The organism is Yoonia sp. R2331 (assembly GCF_041103235.1).
GTDB lineage: Bacteria > Pseudomonadota > Alphaproteobacteria > Rhodobacterales > Rhodobacteraceae > CANMYO01.
In genome coordinates this window covers 2,301,068-2,312,760 of record NZ_JBGCUN010000001.1, presented here as the reverse complement: position 1 = coordinate 2,312,760, position 11,693 = coordinate 2,301,068, and the positions used below count along the sequence as shown (strand labels likewise).

15 protein-coding genes and 2 tRNA genes are annotated in these 11,693 nt (G+C 62.3%); 15 read left to right on the top strand and 2 right to left on the bottom strand.

The genetic code is table 11. The annotated features are described in order from the left end of the window. Window positions 1-197: 197 nt before the first annotated feature. Window positions 198-272: transfer RNA gene (locus tag AB3Y40_RS11910), tRNA-Thr, on the bottom strand. Between the two features lie 86 nt (window positions 273-358). Here AB3Y40_RS11910 and AB3Y40_RS11905 point away from each other — a divergent pair. The 9 genes from AB3Y40_RS11905 to AB3Y40_RS11865 all read left to right on the top strand — a co-directional run bounded on the left by AB3Y40_RS11905 (window position 359) and on the right by AB3Y40_RS11865 (window position 6,688). Beyond that, window positions 359-535 (top strand): hypothetical protein, encoded by a 177-nt coding sequence (locus AB3Y40_RS11905; RefSeq protein ID WP_369439006.1) that lies wholly within the window; start codon window positions 359-361, stop codon window positions 533-535. A gap of 5 nt (window positions 536-540) precedes the next feature. Next, window positions 541-1,809 (top strand): UDP-N-acetylglucosamine 1-carboxyvinyltransferase, encoded by a 1,269-nt coding sequence (murA, locus tag AB3Y40_RS11900; RefSeq protein WP_369439005.1) that lies wholly within the window; start codon window positions 541-543, stop codon window positions 1,807-1,809. Next, window positions 1,806-2,279 carry a DUF2948 family protein gene (locus AB3Y40_RS11895; RefSeq protein ID WP_369439004.1) on the top strand — a complete coding sequence of 158 codons (474 nt, stop codon included), beginning with the start codon at window positions 1,806-1,808 and terminating at the stop codon, window positions 2,277-2,279. Before murA ends, AB3Y40_RS11895 begins: the two co-directional genes overlap by 4 nt. 198 nt (window positions 2,280-2,477) lie before the next feature. Next, window positions 2,478-3,791: a histidinol dehydrogenase gene (gene hisD / locus AB3Y40_RS11890; protein ID WP_369439003.1), complete on the top strand. Its 1,314-nt coding sequence runs from the start codon at window positions 2,478-2,480 to the stop codon at window positions 3,789-3,791. After that, window positions 3,788-4,267, top strand: coding sequence for a UPF0262 family protein (locus tag AB3Y40_RS11885; RefSeq protein WP_369439002.1), 480 nt, complete (start codon window positions 3,788-3,790; stop codon window positions 4,265-4,267). Before hisD ends, AB3Y40_RS11885 begins: the two co-directional genes overlap by 4 nt. A 2-nt stretch (window positions 4,268-4,269) precedes the next feature. Beyond that, window positions 4,270-4,743, top strand: coding sequence for an arsenate-mycothiol transferase ArsC (locus AB3Y40_RS11880; protein ID WP_369439001.1), 474 nt, complete (start codon window positions 4,270-4,272; stop codon window positions 4,741-4,743). A 3-nt stretch (window positions 4,744-4,746) separates the two neighbouring features. Continuing rightward, window positions 4,747-5,145 (top strand): nuclear transport factor 2 family protein, encoded by a 399-nt coding sequence (locus AB3Y40_RS11875; RefSeq protein WP_369439000.1) that lies wholly within the window; start codon window positions 4,747-4,749, stop codon window positions 5,143-5,145. Beyond that, a complete protein-coding gene (locus AB3Y40_RS11870) occupies window positions 5,142-5,729 on the top strand; it encodes a GNAT family N-acetyltransferase (RefSeq protein ID WP_369438999.1) in 588 nt (195 codons plus the stop codon). Before AB3Y40_RS11875 ends, AB3Y40_RS11870 begins: the two co-directional genes overlap by 4 nt. An 86-nt stretch (window positions 5,730-5,815) precedes the next feature. Then, window positions 5,816-6,688, top strand: a complete 873-nt coding sequence (locus tag AB3Y40_RS11865; protein WP_369438998.1) for a carbon-nitrogen hydrolase family protein — start codon at window positions 5,816-5,818, stop codon at window positions 6,686-6,688. On the opposite strand, the gene AB3Y40_RS11860 is transcribed toward AB3Y40_RS11865, so the two are convergent. After that, window positions 6,689-7,531 carry a DUF5765 domain-containing protein gene (locus tag AB3Y40_RS11860; RefSeq protein WP_369438997.1) on the bottom strand — a complete coding sequence of 281 codons (843 nt, stop codon included), beginning with the start codon at window positions 7,529-7,531 and terminating at the stop codon, window positions 6,689-6,691. Between the two features lie 44 nt (window positions 7,532-7,575). Between AB3Y40_RS11860 and infA the strand changes: the two genes are divergently transcribed. The 6 genes from infA to AB3Y40_RS11830 all read left to right on the top strand — a co-directional run bounded on the left by infA (window position 7,576) and on the right by AB3Y40_RS11830 (window position 11,465). After that, the gene (gene infA / locus AB3Y40_RS11855) at window positions 7,576-7,794 is read left to right on the top strand and encodes a translation initiation factor IF-1 (protein ID WP_010137880.1); all 219 of its coding nucleotides are present in this window, start codon (window positions 7,576-7,578) and stop codon (window positions 7,792-7,794) included. Between the two features lie 125 nt (window positions 7,795-7,919). Next, entirely contained in the window at window positions 7,920-8,525 is a 606-nt protein-coding gene (locus AB3Y40_RS11850; RefSeq protein ID WP_369438996.1) for a Maf family protein, read from the top strand. Then, window positions 8,522-9,544, top strand: a complete 1,023-nt coding sequence (locus AB3Y40_RS11845) for a ribonuclease E/G (protein ID WP_369438995.1) — start codon at window positions 8,522-8,524, stop codon at window positions 9,542-9,544. Before AB3Y40_RS11850 ends, AB3Y40_RS11845 begins: the two co-directional genes overlap by 4 nt. After that, a complete protein-coding gene (locus AB3Y40_RS11840; protein WP_369438994.1) occupies window positions 9,544-9,726 on the top strand; it encodes a DNA gyrase inhibitor YacG in 183 nt (60 codons plus the stop codon). The genes AB3Y40_RS11845 and AB3Y40_RS11840 overlap by 1 nt, the downstream gene beginning before the upstream one ends. A 193-nt stretch (window positions 9,727-9,919) precedes the next feature. Then, entirely contained in the window at window positions 9,920-11,146 is a 1,227-nt protein-coding gene (locus AB3Y40_RS11835) for an aminopeptidase P family protein (RefSeq protein WP_369438993.1), read from the top strand. A 244-nt stretch (window positions 11,147-11,390) separates the two neighbouring features. Beyond that, window positions 11,391-11,465 (top strand) — tRNA-Phe (locus AB3Y40_RS11830). Window positions 11,466-11,693 lie beyond the last annotated feature (228 nt).

The following is an 11,693-nucleotide window of genomic DNA, read 5'->3' as shown; positions in this document are numbered from 1 at the left end:
CGCACGCAGGGTGCGCGTCGCGTGCCCGTACGTCGAGACCGCTGGGTCGGTCTGGGTACCGTCGGAGTTTCGGGGATTGGGGCGGATGGTGCTGTGAGAGAGGATTGAACTCTCGCACGCAGGGTGCGTGGCGTGCCCGTACGTCGAGACCGCTGGGTCGGCTTAGGTGCCGTCGGAGTTTCGGGGATTGGGGCGGATGGTGCTGTGAGAGAGGATTGAACTCTCGACCTCACCCTTACCAAGGGTGTGCTCTGCCACTGAGCTACCACAGCATCCGTGGGCGGGGAATTAGACGTTTCCGGTGATGTGTGCAAGCCCTCTCTGGACGGTTTTTGGTGGTGCTGGTAACAGGGTCGGGATGACGCAGAACCCAAAGCCAAAGGGCGGCGATAAGGCCCCGCAAAGCCGCGAAGATCGCCTTAAGGCGGCGCTCAAGGCGAATATGGCAAAGCGCAAGGCACAGGCCCGCGCCCGGGCCGGTGCGGCAAGAGACAATGACACCCAAAAGGGTGCCGGAACAGAGCAGAAAGAGTAGGCAGTATGGATTCGATACGGGTGACGGGCGGCAAGCCGCTGAACGGCAAAATCAGCATCGCGGGGGCCAAGAATGCAGCGCTGACGCTGATGCCAGCGACGCTTTTGTCAGAGGAACCGCTGACGCTGACCAATGCGCCACGGCTCTCCGACATCAAGACGATGACCGCACTTTTGCAATCGCTGGGGGTCGAGGTGACCTCGATGCAGGACGGCAAGGTGCAGGTGTTGTCGAGCCATGCAATGACCTCGACCACTGCGGATTATGAGATTGTGCGCAAAATGCGGGCGTCCAACCTTGTGCTGGGCCCGCTTCTGGCGCGGCACCATGCGGCAACCGTGTCGCTGCCCGGGGGCTGCGCGATTGGCGCGCGTCCGATGGATATTCACGTCACCGCGCTCGAGGCGATGGGTGCCGAGATTGAACTGAAGGACGGCTACCTGCACGCCACAGCCAAAGGCGGGCTGAAAGGTGCAAAAGTGCCGCTGCGTTTTGCTTCTGTCGGGGCCACGGAAAACGTGCTGATGGCGGCGACGCTGGCCAAAGGGACGACCGTGATTGAAAACGCGGCACGCGAGCCCGAGATTGTCGATCTGGCGACCTGCTTGCGCAGCATGGGCGCGCAGATTTCCGGCGACGGGACATCGACCATCGAGGTGCAGGGTGTGGACAGGCTGGGGGCGGCGACGCACCCGGTGGTGACCGACCGGATCGAATTGGGCACCTACATGCTGGCCCCGGTGATTGCCGGGGGCGAGGTCACCTGCCTTGGCGGGCGGCTGTCACTGGTGCAAAGCTTTGTCGACAAGCTGGAACAGGCGGGTGTCTCGGTCACGGAAACGGCGGAGGGCCTGACCGTGAAACGGACCGGCGACCGGCCGCGCGCGGTTGATGTCACCACAGAGCCTTTCCCCGGCTTTCCCACCGATTTGCAGGCGCAGATGATGGCGATGCTGTGTCTGGCGGAGGGAACATCAGTGCTGGAAGAGAAAATCTTTGAGAACCGTTTCATGCACGCGCCAGAGCTGATCCGTATGGGAGCCGAAATTGAGGTGCAGGGTGGGACAGCGACTGTTACCGGGGTGGAACGCATGAAAGGCGCGCCGGTGATGGCGACCGATCTGCGTGCCTCGGTGTCGTTGATCCTCGCGGGGTTGGCTGCGGAAGGCGAGACGCAAGTGAACCGGGTCTATCACCTTGATCGTGGTTATGAGCATGTGGAAGAGAAACTGGGCGCTGTTGGCGCGCAGATTGAACGGGTGCCGGGATCATGAGTGACGCGCGGTTTGAAGACGGGGGCGAGGCCCCGCTGCGTCTGATTGCGCGGGATGCCGATGACCTGCAAGTGGTCTCTGCCCTTGTGCAGGACGCTGTGTTTCCAGGGTCCGAGATGCAGTTTGTCGCGCGCGAGCGGCGCTTTGCGATCCTGCTGAACCGGTTCCGCTGGGAAGATGCCGCAGGGGCGACCCGTCGCAGGCGCGATTACGAGCGGGTGCAGGCGGTGCTGATGATTAGCGATGTGCTGGGCGTGCGCAGCCAGGGTGTGCCGCGTGGTGACGCGGATACGGTACTGAGCCTTTTGTCGGTTGATTTCGAGGCGGGTGAAGACGGTGCGGGTGAGGTGGTGCTGACCTTGGCCGGTGACGGTGTGATTTCGGCCCGGGTTGAGGCGCTGGAGGTGATGCTGAAAGACGTCACCCGCCCCTATATCGCCCCCTCCCGTCGCGCCCCTGACCACGATTGACCTGATTGCGCGGCGTGCGCCGCACGACATGTTTTTGCGCGCGCCCGGTGGTGGTGTCGCGCGCAAGGGGCGGTTGGTGGTGTGGGTGTCACGGGCAGCGCCTCCGGCGGGGATATTTTTGGCCAGAAGAAGAATGGACCGGGCCCGCATTGCGGCAGCCCGGCGGGCCTTGTATGAGGCGGTCAAAGGAGAGGGTTCATGCCGCAGTTTCTGTCCACCGGGGATGCCGATTTTGAGGCGCAGTTTGGCGCATTGCTTGCCGCCAAGCGCGAGGACAGCCCGGATGTGGATGCGGTTGTGGCAGAAATCATTGCCGATGTGCGCGCCCGTGGGGATGCCGCCGTGCTGGACCTGACGGCGCGGTTCGACCGGGTTGAGATGAATGCCGCTGGCATGCGGTTTTCAGCGGCAGAGGTTGATGCGGCCAGTGCGGCAGTTGACCCCGCCGATCGGGAGGCGCTGGAAATGGCGGCCGCCCGAATCCGCGCCTATCACGCCCGTCAGATGCCCGAAGATGCCATGTGGAACGATGAAGCCGGTGCGCGGCTTGGCTGGCGTTGGACGCCAGTATCGGCGGCGGGGCTCTATGTGCCGGGCGGGCTTGCCACCTATCCGTCCTCCGTGCTGATGAATGCGATCCCGGCCAAGGTGGCGGGCGTTGGACGGTTGGCGATGGTTGTGCCAACGCCGGATGGGGTCGTGAACCCGCTGGTGCTGCTGGCGGCTCGGATTTCCGGGGTGGACGAGATCTACCGCATTGGCGGCGCGCAGGCGGTGGCCGCGCTGGCCTATGGTACGCAGACAATTCCACCAGTCGACAAGATCACAGGCCCCGGCAATGCCTATGTGGCAGCTGCCAAGCGGCGGGTCTTTGGCAAGGTCGGCATTGATATGATTGCCGGCCCGTCAGAGATTCTGGTGATTGCCGACAGATACAATGATCCTGACTGGATCGCACTTGATCTGCTGAGCCAGGCCGAGCACGACGAAAGCGCGCAGTCCATCCTGATCACCGATGACGCAGGCTTTGGCCGGGCGGTGGCCGCAGCGGTCGATGTGCGGCTGGAAACGCTCGACCGGCGCACCATTGCGGGCGCCAGTTGGCGTGACTTTGGCGCGGTGATCACGGTGGCGGATATGGACGAGGCGGTGGCCCTGTCAGACCGGATCGCGCCTGAGCATCTGGAGCTTTGCACCGGTGACGCCGAAGCGCTGGCCGGTCGGATCACCCATGCAGGCGCCATCTTTATTGGCGGCTTTACGCCCGAGGCAATCGGTGACTACATTGGCGGTCCCAACCACGTGCTGCCCACGGCCCGGTCGGCGCGGTTTTCCAGCGGTTTGTCAGTGATGGATTTTGTAAAACGCACCACCCTGTCGCAAATGACGCCCGAGGCGCTGGCCGCCATCGGCCCTGCTGCGGTGCGCTTGGCCAATTCTGAAAGCCTGCAGGCGCATGGGTTGTCGGTGCAGGCGCGGCTGGACCGCTTGAACAAGGGTCAGTCGACATGAGCCGGATTGCCGAGATCAAACTTGATGACGCGGGCCTGCCCGTGCCCACGCCAGAGATCGAACAGGAACGCCGCGTGGCGATGTTTGATCTGCTGGAAGACAACACATTTGCTATGATCGCGCGGGACGGGCGCGAAGTCCCACCGGGGCCCTACACCCTTGATCTGTCAATCCGTGACCGGCGGCTGGTGTTCGATCTGCGCGATGTGGACAGTGGCGTCGACGGCGCCTTTCATCTGTCGCTTGGTCCGTTTCGGCAGGTCGTCAAAGACTATTTTCAAATCTGCGAAAGCTACTTTGACGCGGTCAAATCCCTGCCGCCCAGCCAGATTGAGACGATCGACATGGCCCGCCGCGGCATCCACAACGAAGGCGCGCGCGTGCTTCAGGAACGGCTAGAGGGCAAGGCAGAAGTCGATATCGACACCGCCCGCCGCCTGTTTACGTTGATCTGCGTGCTGCACTTCGGGGGCTAAGCATGAAAGAGACGCCCGCAACCATTCAGCCCCTGCCGCAGTCGGTGCTGTTTTGTTGCGACCACAATGCTGTCCGCTCGCCAATGGCCGAAGGCATCATGAAGCAGCTTTATGGGATGCGGTCCTATATTCAGTCGGTGGGCGTCAAGAACGATCTGGAAATCGACGGCTTTGCCATCGCTGTCTGTCAGGAAATCGGCGTCGAACTGGCCCGCCACCGCAGCCGCAGCTTTGACGAGATGGAAGATTGGGGCGATGACCTGTCATCCTTTGATCTGGTGTTGGCACTCTCGCCCGCCAGTCAGCGCCGTGCGCTTGATCTGACGCAGTTTTATCACCTCGAGGTGGAATACTGGCCGATCCTTGACCCCACCGGCATGGGGGATAACCGCGACGCGCGGCTGGCTCTTTATCGGCAGGCCCGCGACCAGATCCGCAACCGGCTCATCGCCCGTTTCGGCCCGGCAATGGAGTGACAGATGGACGCCAGATCAACCTTGGAACGCTACTTTGCGGCCTTTAACGCAGGCGATGTGGATGGGATGCTGACCTGTCTGACGGACGATGTGGCGCATCACGTGAACGAAGGCGCTGTGCGCGTCGGGCGGGACCAATTTGCCGCGTTCTGCATCCATATGAATCGCTGCTACCGCGAAGAACTGACCGAGATGGTGCTGTTTTCGACGGATGATGGCACGCGCGGTGCGGCAGAATTCATGGTCAACGGCACCTATCTGGAAACCGATGACGGCCTGCCGCCCGCGCACGGCCAGACCTACCGGCTGCCGGGTGCCTCGCTGATGACGCTGCGCGACGGGCTGATTTGCCGGGTCACCACCTATTACAACCTAGCGGACTGGCTGAAACAGGTGTCATGACCCTGACCTATCAGACGGTGACTGGCGAGGGGATCGCCGCATTGGTGCCAGATCTGGCAGCACTTCGGATCGCTGTATTTCGGGACTGGCCCTATCTTTATGCCGGATCACAGCAGAACGAGGAGCGGTATCTGGCAAGTTATGCCACCGCGCGCGCTGGCGTGATCGTCGTGGCGCGCGACGAAGGCAGGATTGTCGGTGCGGCGTCGGGCATGGCGCTGGAAGATCACGCAGATGACTTTGGCGCGGCGCTGCCGGATGTGGACCCGGCGGACGTCTTCTATTGCGCGGAAAGCGTGCTGTTGTTGCCTTATCGCGGGCAGGGGGCCGGGCTGCGTTTCTTTGCAGAACGCGAGGCACAGGCGCGCGCCGCAGGTCGGCGTTATGCGATGTTCTGCGCGGTGATGCGGCCCGCTGACCATCCCGCGCGCCCCGATGATTATGTGCCACTTGATGCATTCTGGCGCAGACGTGGCTATGCCCCTGTAGAAGGGGCTGTGGCGCAATTCGCGTGGCACGATGTGGGCGCAGATGAAGAGACGACAAAGCCCTTGCAAGTCTGGCTCAAGGATTTGACGGCGTGAAGCGGCCAGTGTTGCTGGCCGTTCTTTTGGGGTTGGCTGTGATCATGTTGGGCTGGCCCCTACTGGGCTGGATGGGAGCACTTTAGATGAAACTTGCCGTAGCAGCCTACACCCCCGAATGGCACCTGGCGTGGGACGCGCTTGCGGCCAAGCTGGACGCATGGGTTGCCGAGGCATCGGCGCAGGGCGCTGATCTGGCGGTCTTTCCTGAATATGCCGGGGCAGAGGTTGCGCTTATTGGCGCGCCGGGGGCGGACCCCGGCCCGGTGGCGTGGCGCGATGCGATGGCGGCCAAGGCGGACGATTGGGTCGCACTCAACAGCGCGTTGGCTCAACGCCACCAGATCACGCTGCTGGCAGGCTCAATTGCGCAGGGTAGTGGCGGCGGTGTCGTCAATGCTGCACACCTTTGCTTGCCCAGCGGGGCCATTGGCACCCAGCCCAAGATCATCCCAACGCCATACGAGCGCATTGAAATGCAGGTCACCGGGGGCAGGGGATTGACCCTCTTCGACACGCCCCTTGGCCGGATCGGAATCTTGATCTGCTATGACAGCGAATTCCCAATGCTGGCGCGCGCGCTGATCGCCGCAGGCGCGGATATGATCCTTGTCCCGTCCTGCACCGAATTCCCCGCTGGTCAGACCCGCGTGCGGCAATCCGCCCGCGCCCGCGCGATCGAGGGGCAATGCCTGATCGTGCAAGCACCGCTTGTGGGTGATGTGCCGGGGTGTGATGTGGTCAGCGCCAACACTGGGCGCGCGGGCGTGTTTTGCCCGCCGGATTACGGCCTGCCCTCTGACGGGATCATCGCCCAAGGTGAAACCGATGCCCCCGGATGGACCTTTGCCGATGTTGACCCCGCCCAGATCGCGGCTGCACGCACGACGGGGCAGGTGGGCAATTTCGCCGATTGGCCGCTGCAAGACGGCATCGCGGCCACGCTCACGCCATTGTAATCACGCGGCCCACCGCATCCAGATGGGCGCGCGTTTGACCGTGAACCACGGCCAGACCTTGGGTGTCAGCAGAATGATCAGCATGGCAATCGACAGCAGGCACCAGATCGCGGGCTGCTCGTCGAGGTTATCGGTCAGGAATTGCACCAGAAATGGCCCGGTGACGTAGAAATAGAGCGCCAGCCGCCACGCCCCATAGATCATCGGCATAAAGAAGAACGCAGCCTGATAGGCGATGAACCCGTCCTCTGCGATCCACAGGAACCAATGATCCCGGTACCCGTTGCCCCAGCCGTTGAACGGCAACTCCCAGGCAAGATGCCATTCGCCCATATAGGTGCACATCCGGCGCGCGCACATCATGCGCTCATCGTCACATAAGCCTGCCGATTCAAGGGGATAGAGCATCGCAAGCGATCCTGCCGCCGACACCAGACACAGCGCAAAAACCGGCCAGCGGATGCGCTGGGCATAGGCCACCGGCAACGCAAACAGGCATAGGATGTTGAAGAACAGTGGCTGAAACGCGATGTGGACATAGCCCAGCAGGGTCACTAATTGGTTTGACCGCAAGCTACACTGATCGACCACCGGATAGGACAGGGCCTGCAAGATCTCCATGCCGGTGAAATAGGCCACCGGCAGCCACATCGGCGCAGGTTTGCCCTTGGCGATCAGGTACCCCGTCGCGGCGATCCCTACCGCCGACATCCCAACTGATGCCCCCATCGACCAACACATGCGCCGCCCCTCGTCGTCCTTTGCGTTACCCTGCGGCGTTTGGCCGGGCAAAAAAACCCCAAAGCTGCCTTTGCCCTTGATATTTTCGCGCGTCAGGCGCATTTAGACCGCGCGCAACAGGCGCAGGAACATGAACAGGAGACCACATGGCCAAGGAAGATATTCTCGAATTCCCCGGTGTCGTGAAGGAACTTCTGCCGAACGCGACATTTCGGGTCGAACTTGAGAACGGCCATGAGATCATCGCGCATACGGCAGGCAAGATGCGCAAGAACCGCATCCGGGTTCTGGCTGGCGACAAGGTGCAGGTCGAAATGACCCCCTATGATTTGACCAAAGGTCGGATCAACTATCGGTTTAAGTAGGGTCAAGCCGTGCTTGACCCAGTGCGGGTAAGCGGTTTGCCAAAGGCGAACTGCGGCCGTCACCCGCTGGCAATGCGGGTGCCCGCGCGAAGAGGGACGGCAGGACCGATGAGCGGCGCGCCCCGATGACAACCCTCACCCCCGATCCCAGCCTCAAACTGATCCTCGGCTCTGGCTCGCCCCGGCGGCTGGAATTGCTGGCGCAGATCGGCGTCACCCCACACGCTATCCGCCCCCCCGACATTGACGAGGATCCGGCCAAAGGCGAAGTGCCGCGCGACTACGTCAACCGGATCGCCGCTGAAAAGGCCGCTGCCGTTGCCATCACAGATGATGAACTGGTGCTCTGCGCCGATACCACCGTGGCCCTTGGCCGCCGCATCTTGGGCAAACCCGCCGACGCGGACGAGGCGCATGCCTTTCTGACCCTGCTCTCGGGCCGTCGCCACAAGGTGATCACCGCCATGGCTGTCAAACGTGGCGACCGCATCTGGCAAAAGGACGTGCAGTCCACTGTCGCCGTCAAACGCCTGTCTGCGGCGGAAATCGACTGGTACCTCGCAACCGGCGACTGGCAGGGCAAGGCAGGCGGCTATGCCATCCAAGGGCCGGCCTCGGCCTTTATCCCGTGGATCAACGGGTCTTTTCACGCGGTCATGGGCCTGCCGCTGCCCGAAACCGCCGGGCTCTTGACCGCCGCAGGCTTCCCGCTTTTCAAAGGTGACACATGAAGGGCCGCACAATTGTTCTGGACCATCTGAACGGGGTCGAGGCTGCGGCCCGCCTTCTTGACGGCAAGCTTGATGACCTGTTGGTCGATGCGCCCGACGCCCCGCGCCCCGGCGCGATCTTTCGCGGCATCTGTGACCGGCCCTTGAAGGGGCAGGGCGGCATGATGCTCCGCCTGCCCGATGGCGACACGGCGTTCCTGCGGCAGGGCAAGGGGCTGCGCCCCGGCCAACCACTGCTGGTGCAGGTCACTGGCTACGCCGAAGGCGGCAAAGCCGTGCCGGTGACCGATCGCGTGTTGTTCAAAAGCCGCTATGCCATCGTCACGCCGGGCAAACCCGGCGCCAATATCAGCCGCCAGATCGCTGATGATGATGAAATTGACCGCCTGCGCCTGTTGATCAATGAAACCTATGATGCCGAACACGGTCTGATCCTGCGGTCGTCTTGCGCTGGCGCCGACGAAGAAGCAATCGTCGACGATATCAACGCCATGCTGGCCCTCGCAGATGCCGTCTTGGCCGATGCCACCGGCACCGACCCCGAAGCACTGACCGAAGGCGATGGCCCGCATCTTGTGGCTTGGCGCGAATGGGTGGCACCCGCCGATGTGGTGACCGAGCCAGGCAGTTTTGACCACCTTGGCGTGCTCGACCAGATCGAGGCGCTCAGCAATCCGATGGTGCCTTTGGACGATGGCACCATGTATGTCGAACCGACCCGCGCGCTGGTCGCGGTGGATGTGAATACCGGCGGCGATACCTCGCCAGCCGCGGCGCTCAAGGCGAACCTTGCCGCCGCCCGCGCCCTGCCGCGTGCCTTGCGCCTACGCGGGCTTGGCGGCCAGATCACCGTTGATTTCGCGCCGATGTCCAAGGCCCACCGCAAGCAGTTGGAACAATCGCTGCGTGCCGTGTTCAAGGCTGATGGCATCGAAACCTCGCTTGTGGGCTGGACCCCGATGGGCTGCTTTGAATTGCAGCGCAAGCGCGAACGCCGCCCGTTCAAAGGGATCGCGTGATGGCCGATTGCCCGATTTGTGCCCGCCCCACAGATGCCAAATACCGCCCGTTCTGTTCCAAACGCTGCGCGGATGTGGACCTCGCCAAATGGCTGACTGGTGGCTATGCAATCCCGGCGGCTGACAGCGATGACCCTGACGATGCACCGCCGCTGCCGCCGACCGACGACACTGCGCACTAACGCTTGAAAACGCCGCTGACCCCGTGCAAAATATGGGCGCGGGCAGGCGATGGCGTCGCCGATACCCTCTGGTGGTCCCCCCGTATTTCCCATCCTGAACGCCGGGATCTTGCTTTGCCGTTTGCGCGGTGGGGGAAGGTGCCGACATGCGCGCCGTCTTTGCCCCGCGCGCGGCCTGAACAGGAGTCATCCGATGGACGGAACATCCAACCGCACAACACGCCCCGAGTTCTACCGCTTTCACCAGGGCGAAAAGACACTGCCATTTGCCAACACCGAGTATGAGGCACGCCTGACCGGCTTGCGCGCGATCATGGCCGACAAGGGGGTAGAGGCTTGCGTGCTGACCTCCATGCATAACGTCGCCTACTACTCCGGCTTTCTCTATTGCGCCTTCGGGCGGCCCTATGCGCAGGTGGTCACGGCAACCGATACGGTAACTTTCAGCGCAGGCATTGATGCAGCCCAGCCGTGGCGGCGGTGTTACGGCGACAACATTACCTATACCGACTGGCAACGGAACAACTACTGGCGCGCAATCCTGTCCGTGACAGGTCCGGGCAAAGTCATCGGTTTCGAGGGCGATCATCTCTCTGTCGCGCAAATGGCTCTCTTGGAGGATTTCCTGTCACCCGCAGCCACGGTTGATATCGCGCCCGCCACCATGACCCAACGGATGCACAAATCCACAGCAGAGCTAGACCTGATCCGGGCAGGGGCCGCTACCGCAGACGTCGGCGGCTATGCCATCCGTGACGCGATCAAGGTCGGCGCACGCGAGATTGACATCGCCATGGCGGGCCGCGACGCGATGGAGCTTGAAATCGCCCGCCGGTTTCCAGATGCCGAATACCGCGACACATGGGTCTGGTTCCAATCGGGTCTCAACTCCGATGGCGCGCATAACCCGGTGACCAGTCGCCGGTTGGAACGTGGCGACATCCTCAGCCTCAATACCTTTCCGATGATCTCTGGCTACTACACGGCGCTGGAACGCACGCTGTTTGTCGGGGACGTGGATCCGGCGTCGCTGCGGGTTTGGGAAGCGAACGTTGCCGCCCACGAACTGGGCATGCGCCTGCTCAAACCCGGCGCGTCCTGCGCCGAGGTCACCAACCAGATCAATGCGTTTTTTGCTGAACGCGATCTGCTGCAATATCGCACCTTTGGCTACGGCCATTCGTTCGGTGTGCTCAGCCACTACTACGGGCGTGAAGCGGGGTTGGAACTGCGCGAAGATATCGACACCGTGTTGGAACCGGGCATGGTCATCTCAATGGAACCGATGCTGACCATCCCAGTGGACGAGCCGGGCGCCGGCGGCTACCGCGAGCATGACATCCTGATCATCACCGAAGATGGTAACCAGAACATTACTGGCTTCCCCTTTGGACCGCAGTCCAACGTGATCGGTTCTTAGGCCGGGCAGGGCGCATAGCCCTTTGGTGGTGGCGTCAAGCGAACAGGTGTTGCACCGCACGGTAAACACCTGTTTAGACCTTTTGCGGCCCGCAATGGGTATGGTTTGTGCATCGGTTCTGCATCCACCGTTCGGTGCTATTCCGTTTCCTGACGCACGGGTGGAAATTTCATCCATTTGGCGCTGGACACCCCTGATATGTCCCACTAAAACCCCGCTACCCGATGGCCTTAGCCATCCCCGTGCCCGGGTAGCTCAGGGGTAGAGCAGTGGATTGAAAATCCTCGTGTCGGTGGTTCGATTCCGCCCCCGGGCACCACTTAACAATCTGATATGGTTTAATTTTCTGCGCGTGAACGGTCCTCGTTGCGGACAGACCCGACACTTTTCAACCGCCATCGGCCCTTCTTTGGCCCACGCAGCCACGGTCTGACCGCGGATATCAGGTCGTAGCGAGCGGCAGGCAGGGGTCAGTCAAACCTTCCCCAACCCATGGCGGGGCCGCCCAAAACCGGTTCAAAACAAGTCGCTTAAGCTGTTTTGCACT

What these genes read in the sequence shown, in the direction of transcription:
- AB3Y40_RS11895 (WP_369439004.1), top strand. Translation starts at nt 1,806, where the DNA reads ATGAGTGACGCGCGGTTTGAAGACGGGGGCGAGGCCCCGCTGCGTCTG.
- AB3Y40_RS11870 (WP_369438999.1), top strand. Translation starts at nt 5,142, where the DNA reads ATGACCCTGACCTATCAGACGGTGACTGGCGAGGGGATCGCCGCATTG.
- AB3Y40_RS11880 (WP_369439001.1), top strand. Translation starts at nt 4,270, where the DNA reads ATGAAAGAGACGCCCGCAACCATTCAGCCCCTGCCGCAGTCGGTGCTG.
- AB3Y40_RS11875 (WP_369439000.1), top strand. Translation starts at nt 4,747, where the DNA reads ATGGACGCCAGATCAACCTTGGAACGCTACTTTGCGGCCTTTAACGCA.
- AB3Y40_RS11850 (WP_369438996.1), top strand. Translation starts at nt 7,920, where the DNA reads ATGACAACCCTCACCCCCGATCCCAGCCTCAAACTGATCCTCGGCTCT.
- AB3Y40_RS11845 (WP_369438995.1), top strand. Translation starts at nt 8,522, where the DNA reads ATGAAGGGCCGCACAATTGTTCTGGACCATCTGAACGGGGTCGAGGCT.
- AB3Y40_RS11860 (WP_369438997.1), bottom strand. Translation starts at nt 7,531, where the DNA reads ATGCGCCTGACGCGCGAAAATATCAAGGGCAAAGGCAGCTTTGGGGTT.
- AB3Y40_RS11865 (WP_369438998.1), top strand. Translation starts at nt 5,816, where the DNA reads ATGAAACTTGCCGTAGCAGCCTACACCCCCGAATGGCACCTGGCGTGG.
- AB3Y40_RS11885 (WP_369439002.1), top strand. Translation starts at nt 3,788, where the DNA reads ATGAGCCGGATTGCCGAGATCAAACTTGATGACGCGGGCCTGCCCGTG.
- murA (WP_369439005.1), top strand. Translation starts at nt 541, where the DNA reads ATGGATTCGATACGGGTGACGGGCGGCAAGCCGCTGAACGGCAAAATC.
- AB3Y40_RS11905 (WP_369439006.1), top strand. Translation starts at nt 359, where the DNA reads ATGACGCAGAACCCAAAGCCAAAGGGCGGCGATAAGGCCCCGCAAAGC.
- AB3Y40_RS11840 (WP_369438994.1), top strand. Translation starts at nt 9,544, where the DNA reads ATGGCCGATTGCCCGATTTGTGCCCGCCCCACAGATGCCAAATACCGC.
- hisD (WP_369439003.1), top strand. Translation starts at nt 2,478, where the DNA reads ATGCCGCAGTTTCTGTCCACCGGGGATGCCGATTTTGAGGCGCAGTTT.
- AB3Y40_RS11835 (WP_369438993.1), top strand. Translation starts at nt 9,920, where the DNA reads ATGGACGGAACATCCAACCGCACAACACGCCCCGAGTTCTACCGCTTT.
- infA (WP_010137880.1), top strand. Translation starts at nt 7,576, where the DNA reads ATGGCCAAGGAAGATATTCTCGAATTCCCCGGTGTCGTGAAGGAACTT.